Below are 20,419 nucleotides of genomic sequence, written 5' to 3'. Positions count from 1 at the left end.
TCCTACTCCACAAATGCGAGCGGCCGTGCGACAGATTCGAGCGACTTGCGCTCGGCCGCGATGGCATACCGCCACGCGACGGCGGCGGCCACGATCATCAATGCCGACCCGAACAGGTAGCCGGCGAAGACACTGTTACGCGATCCGGTATCGACCAGCGCGCCGAACAGCGCCGGTCCTGCCACGCCGCCAATGCCCGTGCCGATCGCATAGAACAGCGCAATCGCGAGCGCGCGCACCTCGAGCGGAAACGTCTCGCTGACGGTGAGATAGGCCGCGCTCGCCGCCGGCGAGGCAAAGAAGAAGATCACCATCCAGGCGATGGTCTGGGTCTGCGCGGTCAGAACGCCGATTGAGAACAGATAGCCCGACAGCGCGAGCAAAATGCCCGAGACGCCATAGGTCACCGTGATCATCATGCGCCGCCCCAGCGTGTCGAACAGGCGGCCGAGCAGCAGGGGTCCCAGGAAATTGCCCGCCGCAAAGGGCAGGATATACCAACCGATGTGGTTGGCCGGGATGCCGAAGAAATCGGTCAGTATCAGCGCGAAGGTGAAGAAGATGGCGTTGTAGAAGAACGCCTGCGCGCCCATCAGCACCAATCCGACCACCGAACGCTGCCGATAGGTCGTGAACAATGTATGCGCCACTTCTCCCAGCGGCGTATGGCTGCGCATCCTCAGCCTGATCTTCGGGAATACCTCATCGGCCAGATGATCCGGATGTCGCGTCGACGACCTCTCGATGTCGTCGACGATCGCATGCGCCTCCTCGGGACGGCCATGGATCATCAGCCAGCGCGGGCTTTCCGGAATCCACATCCGCATCACGAACACGATCAGGCCGAGACCGGCGCCGATGAAATAGGCCAGCCGCCAGCCGAGATCCGGCGCCAGTACCTTGGGATCGAGCAGCACGATGGCGGCGACCGCGCCGATCGCAGCCCCGATCCAGAAGCTGCCGTTGATCACGAGATCAGTCCAGCCGCGATAGCGCGCCGGCACCAGTTCCTGGATCGTCGAATTGATCGCGGTATATTCGCCGCCGATCCCCGCCCCGGTCAGGAAGCGAAACAGCGCGTAGCTCGCCACGCTCCATGACAGCGCGGTGGCTGCGGTCGCGGTGAGATAAAGCGCGAGCGTGATGAAGAACAGTTTCTTGCGCCCGATCCGGTCCGTCAGCCAGCCGAAACCAAGCGCACCCAGCACGGCGCCCGCGAGATAGGCGCTGTTGGACAGCCCAACATCGAAATTCGAAAATTGCAACGTCGGGCTTTCCTTCAGCGCGCCCGACAGAGCGCCCGCAAGCGTGACCTCAAGTCCGTCCAGAATCCAGGTGATGCCAAGCGCAGCCACGACACGGGTATGAAAGCCGCCCCAGCGCAGGCAATCGAGCCGCGCAGGGATGCTGGTCTCGATGACCCCGTCATTGTCCTGCCTGGCCGCTGCGGAAACGGATGCACTCTCACCCACTGCCACACCGTGCCGTATTGCTGTCGCACCCATCGGATTGGACCAAATAAAAAAACACCCCGGAACGCCCCAGCCCCAGGGTTTTCACGTCAAATTGCGGCAAACATGATGCCCGCCACCAAGATAACACCCTGCCGGGACTGGGGTTCCGCGGGCCTTAGGGTGGCGAAATTGCATAGCTGCTGTCATACCGCATGCATGCGTACGATGCTGGACAGATTTCGCAGGACGGGTGGAGCGAAGCGATGCCCATCAATGCCGGCGCAGAAGATGCAGAAGATGATGGGTTTCGCTTCGCCCTACCCATCCTACGATCGACATACCTTCGCGATCTCGCGGCTTCATTCGCCCGAGGTTTGCTGGATAACTTCCCGCCCTCTTTGTCAGAGGGCGCAGGGAAGACCGGGTGCGCGCCGCACCCGCGGTCTCGCGTGCCAATGCACATGGCAAAAGGCATCACACGAGCATACAGGTTCGGCGGAAACACTCCGGCCTTCCCTGCGCAATGGCTTTACGGCTTACTTCGTGCTCTCCCCGGTGAACGGCTCTTTTGCCACCGTCGCTACGCAGGAAAATGAACCTTGCGCAACTTGACGCCAGCACCGCGGCGTCAGAACCACACGACTTCGCCGTACGCTCAAGCCACACACGTCAGTCGCAGCTCTCGCGTCCATCGCATCTCACCGCGCGTTCGTGACGATCGCGAGCGCCCCTCATCCGCCGTGGGACGGGCGGAGTTATTCTCACGGCCAGAGAAAATCAGCACCGGCGCTAACGCGAAACTGCCTTCCAAAGCAGATAACCGCCCAGCAAGATCAGTAGTACCGGGGCAAGCGGCCACTGTAGCGCCAGCAGTTCCCAAGCCGCGCCTGCAAGGAAGATCACGCCGCACGCGACGCCGAAGCCGTCGACCTTCAGGGCCATTTGCCACCGGCATATCTGTGCGCCCAAGATAAGAGCGCCGACGCCGACGAGGAACCAGCCCCATGGTACATGGGCCAGCATGGTCACGCCGACCCAGATGAAGAAGACGGCCCAAGCTGCAGAGTCAATCTGCCGGGATCGTTCACTGCTATTGATGAGCGATTCCTGCGGCTGCGCGGGATTGTCCATAACGTCTGCCTCCGCGTTGATGCCAAGATCGGTCGAACTTCATTCGAACATCTTGACATGGATCAAGCAGGCACAGACTCGCAGATGACGTCCGCGTCGGGGTTATTTTCAGACTCGTCCCGCTTTCCTATGAGGTCCGCTTCACACCCCGCGAGCGGACATCACGAGCCTGTTCGCTCTGGTCCGAAAAGTGGTCCTGAGCGGACCTTGGGTCGTATCTGAGGTAGGCCCATTGATCCCTCCCCTCAGCAGCGGACCTTCACTGATCTTGGCCCAGTTGCTGGCCGGATAGGTTTCCGACCGGCGCACGTTCTCCATATCCGGGCATCAATCATCTCGCAGCTTTGAATATTTCAAGCTGCTCATCTGCGGCAAGCGCGGCCCGTAGCTCCGCGATCAATTTCTCGCACGCGGGTAGATGGCGCTCCTCCACATCCAAAATCCGGAGAAATCCTCGTTTTTTTATTGCCGCTACGGCGGCTGGAGACTGGGATTCAGAGCCGGCCGCCTCAGAAACGATATCGATCAGACGATCAATGGCGTGCAAGCGACCCAGCAGGTAGTCGTTCTCGCGGTAAGCGCGCGACAAAAACGCGGCAGATTGACCGAATGCAGTGCCCTTTAGCTGAAACGTCCCCAGCCTGTTGATACCGACGGCATCTTGCGCACTGATCCGGTCAACTCGGACCTCATTGAATTCCCCTGCCTCCCGCCACGGCATCACTGGAAACGTCACAACGTCCCAGAACGGAAACCCGAGATGATTCACAAGCACCTCTTGCCTCGCAAGGGGAGGCCATCGCTCGGTTTCGGCAAGAAGAACGTCAATGTCCGACGTGCTGGCTTTGAGATCTATATCCGACCCGAGGCGTTCGATGAGCATATCGATCTTGTCCTTGTGTCGCGCGGCAAAAGACTGCGCATACTTGCCTATCTGTCTTACTTCAGTCGGAGACGGCCCTGCCCGAAAGATGTCCTCGACCAGATTGCAGGTCGTTGGGTTGACGGAGGTAGCAGTCTCGCTTTGCTCCAGCGCGTCTGCGCATTCGTAGAACCTGCGTTTCAACCGCTCGACGCTGGCCGCATCCAGACCCTCGAACTCTCCTGAACCAAGCATCTGCAAAAGGCGATTTTGACCTTCGATCAGGAAACGAAGCCTGCGCCTTCGATAACCGACGTCAAACGCAAGCAAAAATGTTATCCACTTGGGGGTGTCCGGGCCTGCAACAGTTTCCGCCTGCAAGGATCGGCCATCTGCGGGCTCGTAGGTCACTCCGGCCTGGACTGCCCAGGCGTCTATGATCTCCGCAATTGACCGCGCGAACGGAGATTCGGGACGAACGCCGCGGATCTCCATGATCAGTCGACTGACAAAGTCGCGCACAGAGGCAAGTTTCAGACGCACATAGGCATCGTATGCGAAACCGGCGTCGCGGGCGGCCTTGATATTTGCCTGCTCGCGCCAGCTGCGAATTTGATCCCCGCTGCTCGGCTCTTCGCAGTCGGTGGTCATGACCTCTGCGACAAGCCGACGGATATTCGGCCGCGCGCTGTCGACGATCGCTCTGAGCCGGCGCACCTGTTCGTTGAAATGGGCTATCCAACTGAGCTCGTCGGTCACGGGTTGGGACAATGGAATCTCGGACAGCGCACCTTTCAGCGTCGGAAAGAATCCCGGCAGACCATGATGCGTGGCTAAGCCCGCGGGTGTGGGGTTGGGATCAACATAGACCACCCGTCGATCTACTTCACGATACGCGGCGCGGCCTCGAATGGCGCCAACGGCCTCGCGAAAGGGATGACTGCTCAAAACGCTGCCATCGATAAACGGAACCGAAGCTGCGTCGACGTTCATTTGGGCGTAGTTGTCGAAATTCCGCGCAATGAACTCCGCGCGGCGCGGCCAAGCAATGGAGCGATCCCTGAGGAGCTGATCGACCTCCAGTATGCGCGCTGGTGGAAACGCTCCCGGAATTGATGACGTGGCACGCGCGGCGAAAGCCAGCGCAGGCGCATCTGCCATTTCAAAATCGCTCTCAATGGCTCCGCCGGGACGTCTCCGGTATTTGAAATGAAGCTGGTGACGGTGTTCGCGCTCATGAATGATCGGCGGATTGTCAATCTGCATGGTTCGCTGGTAACCATTGAAATCAGTCAGGGTCACGAACAAATCGAGACCTTGGCCTGAAGGAAGCAGAGAAGACACCTCCTCCCGTGGCGCTCCCATGGCAGCCACCGCATCGTACATCAGAGCGGTCATCTTCAGGCCATCGAATGGTGGTTCAAACCAGCGCGACCGCATGAACAATGACAGTTTGGTACGCACCTCCGGATCGCTGATCAGTCCCGTGCCTGTCAGGCCCGCTGCCCAGAACAGCGGCCGAAGAATCCACTTGCTCGATATGTGCGCCTTCGCTTCCGATGCCAATAGTTCGGCGACATCGGCATTCTCAAGCCAGAGATCGCGCAGCCGACCCATGGGCAGATCATGACTCAACGCCCGTGCCAGCATGATGCCGTTGATTCCGCCTGCAGAGGCTCCCGCTACGATGTCAACGATGACGCGCAGATCGACCGTTCGACCGATATCGCGCAGGAGATCGAAATAGATCGCTTCGGTGTCAAATTCGGGATCGGAGCGGTCGCGGACATCGAAGAATGCTGAGGTCGAGCGTTTTGCCCGGACGGTGATGGTATGAAGGGCGCTGGACGCCCTGGCGAGCTTCAGAATCTCCTTGGTGATCCCATGCATATAGATGGCAAGCGAGGCGCCGCCGAAGCAAACGAGCGCTATGCGGAGTTCCTTTTCGCGCAAGACTGCCCCCATCGTGAAAAGATTTAACGACGCATCAGAATAGCAATATCGTGCGTAGATTGTGAAATGGACCGCGGGAGCACCGTGTTCTGGGACGGTGGGCAGGCGCCGCGCATGCCCTCAACACGGGTAGAGCCTGCCGATCACTGCGACGCCAGAATGTCCGGTTCGGGCGCTTTCAACCGAGTCTGCGGATTTTGCCTGCCATTCGATGTCCGCTTTGCCCCGAAAGCAGCGGGTGCCGGGTGCCGGGCGAGAGCTATGCTTGACCGGACGCCCGTGAGTCAAACTCCCAACAGAGAAGTCCCGAATCATGCGCTATGAACTCGCCGACCGTGAATGGGGCCGCGATCAAGCCGATGCTGCCCAATATGCCGCGTAGGGCTCCTCGGGTGAACGACCGTCGTGTCCTCAACAGCATCTTCCGGGTCCTGCGATCTGGAACACCCTGGCGCGATCTCTGCCGGATGCGTTCGGTCCCCACACCACTTGCCGCCACCGCGGGGAAGAGCACGCTGGCAGTTGCCCCGCAAACAATACTCAGCGGGTGGCTGTGGTCCCCTGCTTCCGCAGAGGCGGCGGAGGATTACGGAATTGCGGAACCGAACAATTCGGCGGTCGTTCTCTGCGGAGGAGAAAATGGAGCCCACGATGGCGGAACGCCGCAGGATTGCACGCCCGCACAAGACCTCGGCTCGAAAAGGTAGACGCAAGACCGCCGCGGAGAAATCGTCGCCGAAGCGATGGTCGCAATGCGTCACCCGGGAAAGCGATGCGCTCGATCTGAAGAGCGGTGTCTTCAAGCTGACCAGCGCGAAGAAGATCGCCGCCTCGCTCAAACGATCCGCTGAACGCAGTACGCGCCGCAAGGCCGGCGCCTATCGCTCGGCGCTGTCGATGCTGACCTTCTATATCAACCGCGCCGGCAAGACCTTGCCGAAGACCCAGCGTGCGCGGCTGGAGCGCGCAAAGGTCGAGCTGAAGCATCAGTTCGGGAGAGAGTAGTTTCGATGTCGTCCCTGCGAACGCAGGAGCGACAGGTTAACAGGCTCTCGCCTTTCCCCACGGTCGTCCCTGCGAACGTTCGCAGGGGCGACAGCGATGGATACCCTCACGCCGCCCTGATATTCGCCATGAAGCGGTCGAGCTCTTCGCGCAGCCGCGTGCTTTCGGTGGACAGCGTGCGCGCCGAATTCAGCACTTCCTCGGAGGCCGAGCCGGTTTCGGTCGCGCCTCGGTTGACCTGCATGACGTTGGCGGCGGCCTCCTGCGTGCCTTGCGCGACGTTCTGGACGCTGCGCGCGATTTCCTGCGTCGCGGAGCTTTGCTGCTCGACGGCGCTCGCGATCGTCGAGGCAATGTCGGAGATCTTGCCGATGGTGCCGCCGATCTCCTTGATCGCGGCGACCGATTCCTGCGTCGCGCCCTGCATGCCCGAGATGTGATTGGAAATCTCGTCGGTCGCTTTCGCGGTCTGGCTGGCGAGCGATTTGACTTCAGACGCCACCACGGCAAAGCCGCGGCCGGCATCGCCTGCGCGCGCCGCCTCGATGGTGGCGTTCAGCGCCAGCAAATTGGTCTGCTCGGCAATCGCCGTGATCAGCTTGACGACGTCGCCGATCTCCTGCGCGGCGCGCGACAGCTTGCCGATCCGCCCGTCGGTCTGTTCGGCCTGGCGGACGGCTGCTTCCGCGATCTGGCTACTTTCCTTGACGCGCCGCCCGATCTCGTCGACGGAGGCCGACAATTCCTCGGTCGCGGACGCCACCGACTGCATGTTGGTGGAGGCTTCTTCCGAGGCGCCGGCGACCTGGCTGGACAGGCTTTGCGTGGTCTCCGCGGTCCGTGTGAGTGTGCCCGCCGCCGTTTCGAGCTGCACGGCTGACGAGGACACGTTGGCGACAATCGCGCCGACCGCGGCCTCGAATTCGTCGGCGAAGCGAATGAGTTCGGCGCGGCGCGCGGCGCTCGCCGCCTTGTTCTGCGCTTCCTGGGTGGCGGCGTCGCGCTCGGCGCGGGCGATGGCCTGCACCTTGAACTCCTCGACCGCGCTCGCCATCTCGCCGAGCTCGTCCTTGCGGCCGAGGCCGGGCAGCACGACTTCGAAATTGCCGGCGGCGAGTTCGCGCATCGCGTTGCACATCGCCGTCATCGGCCGGGAAATTCCCTTGCCAAGGAAGAAGGCCCAGACACAGCCGAGCAGGAAGCCGCCGGCCGCCAGCATCAGAATGAGCCGCTCGGTTTCGCCGATGGCGGCGTCCGACTCGGCATCGAGCCGCTTCTGATCGGCCAGCAGGTCGGACTTCATCGCCGCCGAGCCCTTGTTGATGGCGGCGGCCGACTCCGTCATTTCCAGGGTGAGTTCGTCGATCTCCTTGGAATTATCGACCAGCTTGGCGAGCGACTTCTGGTATTCTTCCAGGAGAACCGAGATCTCCTCGACCCCCTGACGAAGCTTGTCATTGTTCGCCGGGATCGCCTTTAGCGAGTTGCCGAGAAATTTCAGGCGCGCAAGTGCGCTGGATGCGACCGTCTTGTCCGAGTTGATGACGAACGTATTGGCCAGTCCGACCACGGCCTGAAACTCATCGGCCACTTTTTTCGCGCTGAAGGTAACCGCCTGAAGCTCCGATTCATCGGCGTTGCTGGGGAGATCGTCGAGCTTGTAATAGAGCGACTGGCCGCTGCGCATCAGCTGATTTTGCGCGATCCGCGCGCTCTCGTCCTTGACCTTGAGGATATCGGCGAAAATCTTGGTAAAGGCGCGGAATTCGCGCTCCAGTTTTGCGACCTGTTCGAGCCGCCCCGGGCTGGTGGTGCTCTTCATCGAGGCGATGATCGCGTCCTTCAGGTTAGCTTCGGCCGCCAGCGCCGCCTTGCCGTCCTCTTCCCTTCCGGTGACCACGAAATAGCGCGCCAGCGACCGGTAGGAGATCAGTTCGCGATCGATGTTGCGCGACAGGTCGGCCTCCTGCACGCTGCGCCGGTAGGAGTCCACGCCGGCGGAAACACGTTCGAATCCGAGATAGGCAAACCCCATGCTGGCGGCCGAGATCGCCAACACGACGGCAAAGCCGAGCATGATCTTGGCGCGGAACCGCAGGCTTGGAAGCTTGAAGGACGAGCCGCCACGTTTCAAAAGTCGCACGTCACACCCCGTTTTCGTTCCGAAAAGCAGGCATCGGGGGTCCAGCCCCCCAATCCGGTGCGCAAAGTTAAGGCAGAATGGATAAGGGGGCGTAAATCCGGGCAAAATTGGCAAGGGTGCCCGGGATGATCGTCTCTCTTATACCCTCCCCTGGAGGGGGAGGGTCGACGCGAAGCGGCGGGGTGGGGTGACGGTCTCTCCACGTCTAACAGTGCCCGAGTTGAGAGATCACCCCACCCTGTCTCACGCATCTGGCGATGCGTGACGACCCCAGAGCGAGCTTCGCTCGGCTCGACCCCTCCAGGGGAGGGTAGGAAATTCGCATTGAGACTTTCTGCCGCGCATTTGCGCCCGCGAATGTCATCACAATGACGGGCTCACCCAAAATCCTAGTTGCAAGTTCCCTCTCCCGTGTTTCTAATTGGAATAATTATAAAACATCGGGGAGGTACCACGCGTGTCTACAGTCAAATTGACGGTGAACGGCAAAGCCGTGTCGGCCGAAGTCGAGGACCGGACGCTTCTGGTCCATCTCCTGCGCGAAAATCTGAACCTGACCGGCACCCATGTCGGCTGCGACACCAGCCAATGCGGCTCCTGCGTCGTCCATATCGACGGCCGGGCGGTAAAGTCCTGCACCGTGCTGGCCGGCCAGGCGGCGGGCTCGAACGTCACCACCATCGAAGGCATCGCCAAAGGCGACGAACTGCACCCCATGCAGGCGGCGTTCCGCGATAATCACGGCCTGCAGTGCGGTTACTGCACCCCGGGCATGATCATGTCGGCGATCGATATTGTGCACCGCCACAGCGGCCAACTCGACGAGGCGACGGTCCGGCACGAGCTGGAAGGCAACATCTGCCGCTGCACCGGTTACCACAACATCGTCAAGGCGGTGCTCGATGCGGCCGGGCGCATGAAGGTCGCGCAGGCGGCGGAATAGACGCCGCCGGCCACCAAATCCGATTTCGACCGCGTTTCTAAACGAAATGGCGGAAACAATAACTCCGGTTGGGAGGACAGGACATGGGCGTTGAAGGCATTGGCGCAAGCGTTGTGCGCAAGGAAGACCGCCGTTTCATTACCGGCAAGGGCCGCTACGTCGACGATATCAAGCTGGTGGGCATGACCCACGCACACTTCATCCGCAGCCCGCATGCGCATGCCAAGATCAAGAGCATCGACACGTCGGCGGCGATGAAGATGCCGGGCGTGGTCGGCGTGCTGACCGGCCAGCAGATCGTCGATGACAAGATCGGCAATCTGATCTGCGGCTGGGCCATCACTTCCAAGGACGGCACCGGCATGAAGATGGGCGCTTGGCCGGCGATGGCGCCGGAAATCGTGCGCTTCGTCGGCCAGGCGGTCGCGGTGGTGGTCGCCGAAACCAAGAACCAGGCCAGGGACGCGGCCGAGGCCGTGGTCGTCAATTACGAGGAATTGCCCGCCGTTCCGGACATTCGCGCCGCGATCAAGCCGGGTGCGCCGCAGTTGCACCCGGAAGCCCCGGGCAACGTGATCTATGACTGGGTCATTGGCGATGAGGGCGCAACGGACGCCGCCTTCAAGGCGGCGGCCAATGTCGTCTCCCTCGACATCACCAACAACCGCCTCGTTCCGAACGCGATGGAGCCGCGCGCGGCAATCGCCGAATACAACGAGCCGGAAGAGCATTTCACGCTCTACACGACCTCGCAGAATCCGCATGTCGCCCGCCTCGTGCTGTCGGCCTTCTACAACATCGCGCAGGAGCACAAGCTGCGCGTCGTGGCTCCCGACGTCGGCGGCGGTTTCGGCTCGAAAATCTTCATTTACCCTGAGGAGATGGTGGCGCTGTGGGCTTCCAAGAAGGTGGGTCGCCCGGTGAAGTGGACCGGCGATCGTTCTGAGGCTTTCCTCACCGACGCCCATGGCCGCGATCACCTCACCAAGGCGGAAATGGCGTTCGACAAGGACAACAAGGTCACCGGCCTGCGCGTCAAGACCTACGCCAACCTCGGCGGCTACATGTCGCTGTTCTCCTCCTCGGTGCCGACCTATCTCTATGCGACGCTGCTGTCGGGCCAGTACAACATCCCGAACATCTTCGCCGAAGTGATCAGCGTCTACACCAACACCGTGCCGGTCGATGCCTATCGCGGCGCGGGCCGCCCCGAGGCGAGCTTCGTGGTGGAGCGGCTGATGGAGACGGCGGCGCGGCAGTTGAAGGTCGATCCGGCAGAGTTGCGCCGCAAGAACTTCATCACGCAGTTCCCGCACCAGACGCCCGTGATCATGGCCTATGACATCGGCGATTTCGGCGCCTCGCTTGACTCCGCGATGAAGGCGATCGATTACGCGGGCTTCCCGGTGCGCAAGGCGAAAGCCAAATCCGAAGGCAAGCTGCGCGGCATCGGCGTCTCCTGCTACATCGAGGCCTGCGGCATCGCGCCCTCGAAAGCCGTCGGCAGTCTCGGCGCCGGCGTGGGCCTGTGGGAATCGGCGGAAGTGCGCGTCAATCCGGTCGGCACCATCGAAGTCCTGACGGGATCGCACAGCCACGGCCAGGGTCATGAGACGACCTTCTGCCAGCTCATCGCCGAACGCCTGGGCATTCCGATCAGCCAGGTGCAGATCGTCCATGGCGACACCGACAAGGTGCAATTCGGCATGGGCACCTATGGTTCGCGCTCGGCGGCCGTCGGCCTCACCGCGATCCTGAAGGCGATGGAGAAAGTCGAAGCCAAGGCCAAGAAGATCGCGGCCCATCAGCTCGAGGCGTCCGAAAACGACATCGTCATCGAGAACGGCGAGTTCAAGGTCACCGGCACCGACAAGTCGATCGCCCTGCCGATGGTCGCGCTCGCCGCCTACACCGCGCACAACCTGCCTGACGGCATGGAGCCGGGCCTGAAGGAGGGCGCGTTCTACGACCCGACCAACTTCACCTTCCCGGCCGGCGCCTATATCTGCGAAATGGAAGTCGATGCCGCCACCGGCAAGAGCACCTTCGTCAACTTCGTGGCGGCAGACGATTTCGGGCGGCTGATCAACCCGATGATCGTCGAAGGCCAGGTCCATGGCGGCCTTGCCCAGGGCATCGGCCAGGCGCTGCTGGAGGGCGCGGTATACGACGCTTCCGGCCAGCTCGTGACGGCATCGTTCATGGATTACACCATGCCGCGCGCCGACGACCTGCCGTCGTTCAAGCTGTCACACACCACCACGCTGTGTCCGGGCAATCCGCTCGGCGTCAAGGGCTGCGGCGAAGCCGGCGCGATCGGCGCTTCCGCTGCCGTGATCAACGCCATCACGGATGCGATCGGCAACAACAAACTCGAAATGCCCGCGACGCCTGATCGCGTCTGGCATGCGATCCACGGCTAGCGCGTAGCCCGCAAAAGTGGGCACCGGTTTTGCGACCGGGCGTCGCGCACACAAAAGATTTGGAGAAGCATCATGTACCAGACCACTTACCATCGTCCCTCCTCGGTCGACGAAGCAGCAAGCCTGTTCGCCAAGGGTTCGGACGCGAAATATCTGGCCGGCGGCCACACGCTGATTCCGGTAATGAAACAGCGGCTGGCCTCGCCATCCGATGTCATCGATCTCGGCAAGATCAAGGAACTGGTCGGCATCGAGGCGACCGGTGACGGAATCATGATCAAGGCGGCGACGACCCATTACGACGTCGCCGCGAGCGAAACCGTGAAAAAGGCGATCCCGGCGCTGGCTTACCTCGCCTCGCTGATCGGCGATCCGGCCGTGCGGCATCGCGGCACCATCGGCGGCTCGCTCGCCAACAACGATCCCGCGGCCGACTATCCGGCGGCGGTGCTGGCGCTCGGTGCCACTGTGAAGACCAACAAGCGTTCGATAGCGGCGGATGATTTCTTCAAGGGCCTGTTCACCACGGCGCTCGACGACGGCGAAATCATCACCGCCGTGTCGTTCCCGGTTCAGGCCAAAGCGGGATATTCCAAGTTCAACCATCCGGCGTCGCGCTTCGCCCTGACCGGCGTGTTCGTCGCCAAGACCCCGGCAGGTGATGTCAGGGTCGCCGCGACCGGCGCATCGCAAAACGGCGTGATGCGGGTGCCGTCGATCGAGGCGGCGCTGAAAGCGAGCTGGTCGGCTGGCGCGATCGACGGCGTCAAGATATCCGCCGACGGCCTGATGAGCGATATTCACGGCACGTCGGACTATCGCGCCAACCTGATCAAGGTGATGGCGCAGCGCGCGGTGACCGCCGCGGGCTGACAGCGCCTCAACACAACCTTGCGGACAAGCGGCGCGCAGCGATGCGCGCCGCTTTCGCATTTTGGTCCGATTCTCGGCAAAAGAAGCTTGCCACACTCTCGCTTCGGCAGGACAATTTAGCTAATCAACTAATTAAGACGTTCCCTTGGGAGAGAAAACAAGTGCTCGACAAACCAGCCACCCAATCCGCCACCCGCGCCTCCGGTCCGCTCGCCGGCTTTCGGATCGTCGAATTCGCCGGCATCGGCCCGGGCCCGTTCGCCTGCATGATGCTGGCCGATATGGGCGCCGAAGTTGTCACGCTCGATCGCGTTGGCGCCAAGAAGAACCTGAAATCGGTGGCGGGGCGCGGCCGGAAAGTCGTCGAGCTTGATCTGAAGGACAAGGCCGCGATCGCGCAGGTGCTCGACCTGCTCGCTAACGCCGATGCGCTGATCGAAGGCTTTCGCCCCGGCGTGATGGAGCGGCTTGGCCTCGGGCCCGATGTCGTGATGGCGCGCAACCCGCGGCTGGTGTTCGGCCGCATGACCGGCTGGGGCCAGGAAGGCCCGCTGGCGCAGGCCGCCGGCCATGACATCAACTACATCTCGGTCACCGGCGCGCTTGCCGCGATCGGCACCAAGGAGAAGCCGGTGCCGCCGCTCAACCTCGTCGGCGATTTCGGCGGCGGCGCGCTCTATCTGGTGGTCGGCGTGCTCGCCGCCCTGCTGGAGGCCTCGAAATCCGGCAAGGGACAGGTGGTGGACGCCGCGATGTGCGACGGCGCGGCCTCGCTGATGTCGATGTTCTTCGATATGACCGCGATCGGCCGCTGGGTCGAAGGGCGCGAGCAGAATTTCCTCGACGGCGGCGCGCATTTCTACGGCATCTACGAATGCTCGTGCGGCAATTTCATTTCGATCGGCTCGATCGAACCGCAATTCTACGCGCTGCTCCGCCAGCATGCCGGCCTCACCGACGCCGACTTCGACGCACAGATGGACCGCAAGGCCTGGCCGGCGCTGAAGGAAAAGCTGACGAAAGTGTTCAAAAGCAAGAGCCGCGAGGACTGGTGCAAGATCATGGAAGGCACCGACATCTGCTTCGCGCCGATCCTGACCATGGCCGAAGCGCCGAAGCATCCGCACATGGCCGCGCGAAATATTTTTGTCGAGCGCCACGGCGTGACGCAGCCAGCGCCAGCGCCGCGATTCTCGCGAACGCCGTCCGCGATCCGGGATGCGGAGAAGGCGGATATCGGGGAACTGACGAGCGCGTGGAAGCGATGACCGTCATTCCGGGGCGCGCGTAGCGCGAACCCGGAATCCAGAGATCGTTACGTCGAGATTCCGGGTTCGATGCTTCGCATCGCCCCGGAATGACAAGAACCTACGCTGCATTCCCCACCTTCAGCACGCCCCGGCGAATCTGATCTTCCTCGATCGATTCGAACAACGCCTTGAAATTGCCCTCGCCGAACCCATCGTCGCCCTTGCGCTGGATGAATTCGAAGAAGATCGGCCCGATCGCGTTCGCCGAAAAAATCTGCAGCAGCACCTTGGTGTGGCCGCCATCGACGACGCCCTCGCCGTCAATCAGAATGCCGTCGCGCTGGAGGCGGGCGACATCCTCGCCATGCTGCGGCAGCCGCGCGTCGATCTTCTCGAAATAGGTAGCGGGCGGTGACGGCATAAACGGCAATCCCGCCTCGCGCAGCGTCTCGACGGCAGCGTAAATGTCGCGCGCACCGCAGGCGATGTGCTGAATGCCCTCGCCGCGATAGATGTGGAGATATTCCTCGATCTGTCCGGAATCGCCGGCATCCTCGTTGATCGGAATCCGGATCTTGCCGTCCGGGCTGGTCAGGGCGCGGGAGAACAGGCCGGAGGCGCGGCCCTCGATGTCGAAGAAGCGGATCTGGCGGAAGTTGAACAGCTTTTCGTAGAAGCCGGTCCAGACATCCATGCGGCCGCGATGGACGTTGTGGGTGAGGTGGTCGATGTAATAGAGCCCGGCACCCGCGGGGCGCGGGTCCTTCGCGCCCAGCCATTCGAATTCGAGGTCATAGGCCGATCCCTTGGCGCCGTAGCGGTCGACGAAATAGAGCAGGCTGCCGCCGATGCCCTTGATGGCGGGAACGTCGAGCGTCTTCTGCGCGGTAGAGATATCGGCGGGCTCCGCCCCGAGCGACAGTGCGCGCTCATAGGCAAGCTTCGCATCGACCACGCGAAACGCCATCGACGGCGCGCAAGGCCCGTGCGCGGCGACGAAGCCATGGCCATGGGTACCCGGCTCCTCGTTGACGAGATAGTTGATGTCGCCCTGGCGATAGACCGTGATCCTTTTGGTCTTGTGGCGGGCGACCGCTGCATAGCCCATCATCCTGAACAGTGCATGCAATTCCTCAGGCTTCGGATGGGCATACTCGACGAACTCGAAACCGTCGGTACCCATCGGGTTGTCGGCGCTGATGGTGGCGGCCGGTGCGTCGTGCGGAAACGGACCCATGGCGAAATCTCCTGAAATTGATCTGGATCAATATCGATCGAAACAGGTGCAAAGTGCATGCAAACGGACTCGCATTCGGCTAGTATGGCGCACGATCCATGCATGAAAGTGGCAATTTACGCATGATATCCGTAGACGCCTTTGACCTCAAAATGCTGGCCGCGCTGCAGGACGATGGCCGGCTGACCAATCAGCAGCTCGCCGACCTCGTCGGCCTGTCGGCCTCGCAATGCTCGCGGCGGCGGATGCGGCTGGAGGAAGAGAAGGTGATCGCCGGCTATCACGCCGATCTCGCCGGCGAGGCGCTTGGCTTCAACCTGATCGCCTTCATCCACATCACGCTGGCGACGCATTCGCCCGACAATTCCAAGAAATTCCGCGCGCTGGTCAATCGCGTCGACGACATCCAGGAGGCCTATTCGCTCACCGGCGACGCCGATTACGTGCTGAAGGTGGTGCTGCGCGACCTCAAGGACCTCTCCGACCTCGTCAACAACGTGCTGATGCCGCACCAGAGCGTCGCGCATGTGCGCTCATCGATCGTGCTGGACCGGCTCAAGGAGAGCGCGAGGTTGCCGCTGAAAGCCTAGATGGCCCGATTCGAGGGAAATTTGTCATTCGCGTTTTCGGCCCGATTTGCGATGATCCCTGGGAATCACATCACGAGACGACGATGGCGCTGCAACTCCGGCCGAACTGCGAATATTGCGACAAGGACCTTCCGCCGAACGCGACAGATGCGCGGATCTGTTCCTACGAATGCACGTTCTGCGCGGATTGCGTGGACAACAAGCTGCACAATGTCTGCCCGAACTGCGGCGGCGGCTTTGCGCCGCGGCCGATCCGCCCCGCGACCGAGCGGCGGCCGGGCGTGTGCGTCACCAAGCAGTTGCCGTCGGATAAGCGGGTGCATCTGAAATACAGTGTCGAGGATGTTGCGGCACATTCGGCGCGCTTGCGGGATATTCCGCCGCAGGAGCGGTGAGCCATCCGCGTCATTGCGAGGAGCGATAGATGCCGTGTGGGCAAAGCGAAGTGTGCCCACCGTCCCCCGGCTCCGCGGCTGATGGATGGTGGGCACGTCGCTTCGCTCCTTTGCACACCCTACGGATCCTCGCAATGACGGGGAGAGAGCGTTACTCCGCCGCCAAAACCGTCCCCTCGACCTCGCCAAAACCGACGCGATAGCCGTCGCCCTGGCACCAGCCGCGCATGACGAGCGAATCGCCGTCCTCCAGGAACGAGCGCTTGACGCCGGCCGCCAGCTCGACCGGCTCGGTGCCGTTCCAGCTGATCTCGAGCAGGCTGCCGCGCTGGTCCTTCTCCGGACCGGAGATGGTGCCGCTCCCCAAGAGATCGCCGACATTCATGGCGCAGCCACTTGAAGCGTGATGCACGAGCTGCTGCACCGACGACCAGTACATGTACTTGAAATTGGTGCGGCTGATGTTTCTGGGCGCGTTCATCTGCGCCGCGCGCAAGCCGACCTCAAGCGCCATGTCGTAATTGTTCGGCTGCGTCTGCTGCAGATAGGGCAGCGGTTTTGGATCCTGCGCGGGGCCGTGCAACCGAAACGGCTCCAGTGCCTCGCGCGTCACCACCCACGGGCTGATCGAGGTCGCGAACACCTTGGCCTGGAAAGGCCCGAGCGGCACATACTCCCACTGCTGGATGTCGCGCGCGCTCCAGTCGTTGAGAATGACAAACCCGAAGATCATTTCCTCGGCCTGCTTCTCGGTCAGCATTTCGCCCATCACCGACGGCTGGCCGACCACCACGCCCATTTCAAGTTCGAAATCGAGCCGCTTGCACGGACCAAAGCTCGGCACGTCAGCCGTCGGCGGCTTCAACTGCCCGCGCGGCCGGCGCACCGGTGTGCCGCTGACGACAACGGTCGAGGCACGGCCGTTGTAGCCGATCGGCATGTGCAGCCAGTTCGGCTGCAAGGCGCTGTCCTTGCCGCGGAACATCACGCCGACATTGGTGGCGTGCTCCTTGGACGAGTAGAAATCGGTGTAGCCGGAGACCGCGAATGGCAGATGCAGCTTGACATCCGCCATCGGCACCAGCGCGCGCTTGCGCGAGCTTTCATTGTCGCGCAGTTCGGGATGGTCGTGCCGCAGCAGCTCGCTGATCCTCGCGCGCGTGCTCGACCACACTTTTGGCCCCAGCGCCATGAACGGGTTGAGCTGCGGCGCGGCAAACACCGCGGGTTCGACGACATCGAAGCGGCAATCCTGCGCAAGCTGCCAGAGATCGAGCACGTAGTCGCCGATCGCAACGCCAACGCGCGGGGCGAGACCGTCCTTGGCGGAGAACACGCCGTAGGGGAGATTCTGGATCGGGAAATGGGAATCGGGCGCGACGTCGATGAAGGAGCGGAGTTTGGGGTCGTTAGGATGGGGCATGGTTTCCTGCCGAGTTTTGGACGCGCTCTGCCCATCGTCATTCCGGATGCGCCGGAAGGCGCAGGCCCGGAATCCATTGGGCCACGTAAGCCGACGGAGAAATGGATTCCAGGCTCGCGCTTCGCGCGCCCCGGAATGACGGCAAGTGTGACTCTACGGCTTGTTCGGATCGAACCGCTTCTCAAGTCCCTTCCAGCAATCGGCGTAGTCATCCTGCAGCGTCGCCGATTTCGCCGCGTGCGCGGTGACACGCTGCGGGAAGCGCGTTTCGAACATGAAGGCCATGGTGCCGGCGAGCTTCACCGGCTTCAACTCGCCATTGCTGGCGTGATCGAAGGCCTCGCGGTCGGGGCCGTGCGGCAGCATCATGTTGTGCAGGCTGATGCCGCCGGGGGTAAAGCCTTGCGGCTTGGCGTCGTAGACGCCGTAGATCAGGCCCATGAACTCCGACATGATGTTCATGTGATACCAGGGTGGACGGAAGGTGTTTTCGCCCACCATCCAGCGCTCCGGGAAGATGACAAAATCGATATTCGCGGTGCCGGCGGTTTCCGATGGCGAGGTCAGCACCGTGAAGATCGAGGGATCGGGGTGGTCGAAGCCGATGGCGCCGACCGGCGAGAAGGTGCGCAGATCGTACTTATAGGGCGCGTAATTGCCGTGCCACGCCACCACGTCGATCGGCGAATGTGGCAGCGTGGTCTTGAACAGCGAACCGCCCCATTTCACGTAGAGTTCGGTCGGCGTGTCCTTGTCCTCATAGCTGGCTACAGGGGTAAGAAAGTCGCGCGAATTGGCGAGGCAATTGGCGCCGATCGGCCCGCGCTCCGGCAACGTAAAGGCGCCGCCGTAGTTTTCGCAGAGATAGCCGCGCGCGGGCCCTGCCGGAATCTCGACGCGGAATTTCACGCCGCGCGGAATCACGGCGATCTCGCCCGGCTCGATATCGATGCGGCCGAACTCGGTGACGAGCCGCAGATTGCCCTGCTGGGCCACGAACATCATCTCGCCATCGGCATTGTAGAAATGCTGATCGACCATCGACTTGGTGATGAGATAGACATGCGCGGCCATGCCGGCCTGGGTGTTGGCATCGCCCGCTGTCGTCATGGTCTGCACACCCTGCAGGAAGGTCATGTCTTCCTTCGGGATCGGCGCCGGATCCCAACGCAACTGCTCGACCATGATCTCCTGCTCATGGCACGGCGCGGTGCGCCACAACCCGGCATCGGCTTTGGCAAAGCGCCCTGAATGCTTCACCGACGGGCGGATGCGATAGAGCCATGAGCGCTCGTTGCTGCCGCGCGGCGCGGTGAAAGGCGAACCGGAGAGTTGCTCGGCATAGAGCCCGTAGGCGCAGCGCTGCGGCGAGTTGCGTCCCATCGGCAGCGCGCCGGGCAACGCCTCGGTCTCAAAGCTGTTGCCGAAGCCGGACATATAGCCCGGCGTCAATTGCGCGGAGCTGCGAACGATCTGATCAGGCGAGGTGTTGATATTCATGGTCATCCTCCTCCTTGCAGGGCGGCCCACATTTCCTGGTCGCGCTTGTCGGTCCAGATTACGGGATCATCTATACCGGATGCTTCGTCGAACGCGCGCGAGACGTTGAACGGCAGGCAGTGCTCGTAGATCGCAAAGCTGGAAAACTTGGGATCCATCACCTCGCGCGTCGCGGCCATGGTCTCCTTCAGCGAGCGGCCCTTGGCAACCGAGCTTTCCGCCGCGCCATAGAGCGAGGTGACGAAATCGCGCGTCATCGCGATCGCCTCGCGCCCGGTCGATAGACCCTTGAGCGCATCGCCGCGGCCCGGCGCGATCGCCTTGGGATTGAAGGCGCGGATTTCATTCAGCGTGGCGGGCCATTCGCGCAAATGCGCGTCGCCGCAATAGCAGGCCGAGTGATATTCGATCAGGTCGCCAGAGAACATCACTTCGGCGTCCGGCACCCAGGCGACGATGTCGCCCGACGTATGCCCGGCGCCAAGCTGCATCAAGCGCACTTCACGCTTGCCGAGATAGATCGACATCTCGCCCTCGAAGGTCAGCGTCGGCCAGGTCAGGCCGGGAATGCTCTGCGCATCCTGAAACAGACGCGGGAAGCGACCATATTCGGAATCCCAGTCCTGCTGGCCGCGCTCCTCGATCAGCCGACGGGTTTCCGTCGACGCCACGATGCCCTGCGCCTTGTAGGCGGAAGCGCCGAGCACGCGCACGGCGTGATAATGCGACAGCACGACATATTTGATCGGCTTGTCGGTGACCGTGCGAACGCGCTCGATCACCTTGTTGGCCATCGCCGGTGTCGACTGCGCATCGAACACCAGGCAGCCGTCGTCACCGACGATGATAGCGGAGTTCGGATCGCCCTCGGCGGTGAACGCGTAGAGATCGGTGCCGATTTCGGAGAAGGTGATCTTCTTCTCCGCCAGATCGGTCGTGGACGCGAAACCTTTGGCCATCAATTCGATTCCTGACTTCGTTCGAGACGTAAATTATTGCTGCTGTTGCTGCTGCTGCTGGCTCGCATCGAGCATTCGCCGCTTGGCGAGCGCGATGGCCTCGTGCAAAACGGCGATATCGCCGATGTGGTTGGCGAGCACGAGCACCAGCGCCGCATCGAGATCGGCGCTCTGTTCGTCGCTCAAGCCCCGATGCGCCTCGACGATGGCGCGAAACGCGTCGTCAGGCTTGGCGAAATTCGAAGCGGTCGATAGCGCCATGAGAAAACCTCAGCTCG

General features: G+C 62.2%; 16 protein-coding genes and 1 pseudogene. 8 read left to right on the top strand and 9 right to left on the bottom strand.

The features are described from left to right. Window positions 1-2: 2 nt before the first annotated feature. The 3 genes from JQ624_RS17025 to JQ624_RS17015 all read right to left on the bottom strand — a co-directional run bounded on the left by JQ624_RS17025 (window position 3) and on the right by JQ624_RS17015 (window position 5,400). A complete protein-coding gene (locus tag JQ624_RS17025) occupies window positions 3-1,505 on the bottom strand; it encodes an MFS transporter (RefSeq protein ID WP_212420058.1) in 1,503 nt (500 codons plus the stop codon). A 738-nt stretch (window positions 1,506-2,243) separates the two neighbouring features. Further along, window positions 2,244-2,585 (bottom strand): hypothetical protein, encoded by a 342-nt coding sequence (locus JQ624_RS17020; protein ID WP_212420057.1) that lies wholly within the window; start codon window positions 2,583-2,585, stop codon window positions 2,244-2,246. A 331-nt stretch (window positions 2,586-2,916) separates the two neighbouring features. Beyond that, entirely contained in the window at window positions 2,917-5,400 is a 2,484-nt protein-coding gene (locus JQ624_RS17015) for a patatin-like protein (protein ID WP_212420056.1), read from the bottom strand. A 313-nt stretch (window positions 5,401-5,713) separates the two neighbouring features. Here JQ624_RS17015 and JQ624_RS17010 point away from each other — a divergent pair. Together JQ624_RS17010 and JQ624_RS17005 are read left to right on the top strand one after the other, a co-directional pair. After that, window positions 5,714-5,902: pseudogene (locus JQ624_RS17010) on the top strand (transposase); the annotation flags it as partial. A gap of 137 nt (window positions 5,903-6,039) precedes the next feature. Next, complete coding sequence (locus tag JQ624_RS17005) at window positions 6,040-6,405, top strand: DUF3175 domain-containing protein (protein ID WP_249129868.1); 366 nt, start codon at window positions 6,040-6,042, stop codon at window positions 6,403-6,405. A 106-nt stretch (window positions 6,406-6,511) separates the two neighbouring features. Here JQ624_RS17005 and JQ624_RS17000 read toward each other — a convergent pair whose 3' ends face one another. After that, entirely contained in the window at window positions 6,512-8,482 is a 1,971-nt protein-coding gene (locus JQ624_RS17000) for a methyl-accepting chemotaxis protein (protein ID WP_212420185.1), read from the bottom strand. Window positions 8,483-9,005: 523 nt separating this feature from the next. Between JQ624_RS17000 and JQ624_RS16995 the strand changes: the two genes are divergently transcribed. From JQ624_RS16995 to JQ624_RS16980, 4 genes are all read left to right on the top strand, one after another. Next, a complete protein-coding gene (locus tag JQ624_RS16995) occupies window positions 9,006-9,491 on the top strand; it encodes a (2Fe-2S)-binding protein (RefSeq protein WP_212420054.1) in 486 nt (161 codons plus the stop codon). 83 nt (window positions 9,492-9,574) lie between these two features. Then, the gene (locus tag JQ624_RS16990) at window positions 9,575-11,914 is read left to right on the top strand and encodes a xanthine dehydrogenase family protein molybdopterin-binding subunit (RefSeq protein WP_212420053.1); all 2,340 of its coding nucleotides are present in this window, start codon (window positions 9,575-9,577) and stop codon (window positions 11,912-11,914) included. A 72-nt stretch (window positions 11,915-11,986) separates the two neighbouring features. Beyond that, entirely contained in the window at window positions 11,987-12,787 is an 801-nt protein-coding gene (locus JQ624_RS16985) for a xanthine dehydrogenase family protein subunit M (RefSeq protein ID WP_212420052.1), read from the top strand. Window positions 12,788-12,948: 161 nt separating this feature from the next. Next, window positions 12,949-14,055, top strand: coding sequence for a CaiB/BaiF CoA-transferase family protein (locus JQ624_RS16980; RefSeq protein WP_212420051.1), 1,107 nt, complete (start codon window positions 12,949-12,951; stop codon window positions 14,053-14,055). 100 nt (window positions 14,056-14,155) lie between these two features. On the opposite strand, the gene hppD is transcribed toward JQ624_RS16980, so the two are convergent. Further along, a complete protein-coding gene (gene hppD, locus JQ624_RS16975; RefSeq protein WP_212420050.1) occupies window positions 14,156-15,274 on the bottom strand; it encodes a 4-hydroxyphenylpyruvate dioxygenase in 1,119 nt (372 codons plus the stop codon). Window positions 15,275-15,396: 122 nt separating this feature from the next. Here hppD and JQ624_RS16970 point away from each other — a divergent pair, with 122 nt between their 5' ends. Together JQ624_RS16970 and JQ624_RS16965 are read left to right on the top strand one after the other, a co-directional pair. Continuing rightward, on the top strand, window positions 15,397-15,864 hold the full coding sequence (locus tag JQ624_RS16970; protein ID WP_212420049.1) for an Lrp/AsnC family transcriptional regulator: 468 nt from the start codon (window positions 15,397-15,399) through the stop codon (window positions 15,862-15,864). Between the two features lie 83 nt (window positions 15,865-15,947). After that, window positions 15,948-16,259, top strand: a complete 312-nt coding sequence (locus tag JQ624_RS16965; RefSeq protein ID WP_212420048.1) for a DUF1272 domain-containing protein — start codon at window positions 15,948-15,950, stop codon at window positions 16,257-16,259. A gap of 151 nt (window positions 16,260-16,410) precedes the next feature. Here the strand turns inward: JQ624_RS16965 and fahA are convergent, their stop codons facing one another. The 4 genes from fahA to JQ624_RS16945 form a co-directional block, all read right to left on the bottom strand. Next, complete coding sequence (fahA, locus tag JQ624_RS16960; protein ID WP_212420047.1) at window positions 16,411-17,682, bottom strand: fumarylacetoacetase; 1,272 nt, start codon at window positions 17,680-17,682, stop codon at window positions 16,411-16,413. A 153-nt stretch (window positions 17,683-17,835) separates the two neighbouring features. Next, the gene (hmgA, locus tag JQ624_RS16955; RefSeq protein WP_212420046.1) at window positions 17,836-19,182 is read right to left on the bottom strand and encodes a homogentisate 1,2-dioxygenase; all 1,347 of its coding nucleotides are present in this window, start codon (window positions 19,180-19,182) and stop codon (window positions 17,836-17,838) included. 2 nt (window positions 19,183-19,184) lie between these two features. After that, a complete protein-coding gene (locus JQ624_RS16950; protein ID WP_212420045.1) occupies window positions 19,185-20,141 on the bottom strand; it encodes an MBL fold metallo-hydrolase in 957 nt (318 codons plus the stop codon). 33 nt (window positions 20,142-20,174) lie between these two features. Beyond that, entirely contained in the window at window positions 20,175-20,402 is a 228-nt protein-coding gene (locus JQ624_RS16945) for a DUF2783 domain-containing protein (RefSeq protein WP_212420044.1), read from the bottom strand. Window positions 20,403-20,419: the final 17 nt, after the last annotated feature.

Origin of the sequence: Bradyrhizobium sp. AUGA SZCCT0283 (assembly GCF_018130385.1) — a bacterium.
Classification (GTDB): domain Bacteria; phylum Pseudomonadota; class Alphaproteobacteria; order Rhizobiales; family Xanthobacteraceae; genus Bradyrhizobium.
Note: the sequence above shows the minus strand (reverse complement) of the source record. Positions and strands in the feature narration are given on the sequence as shown.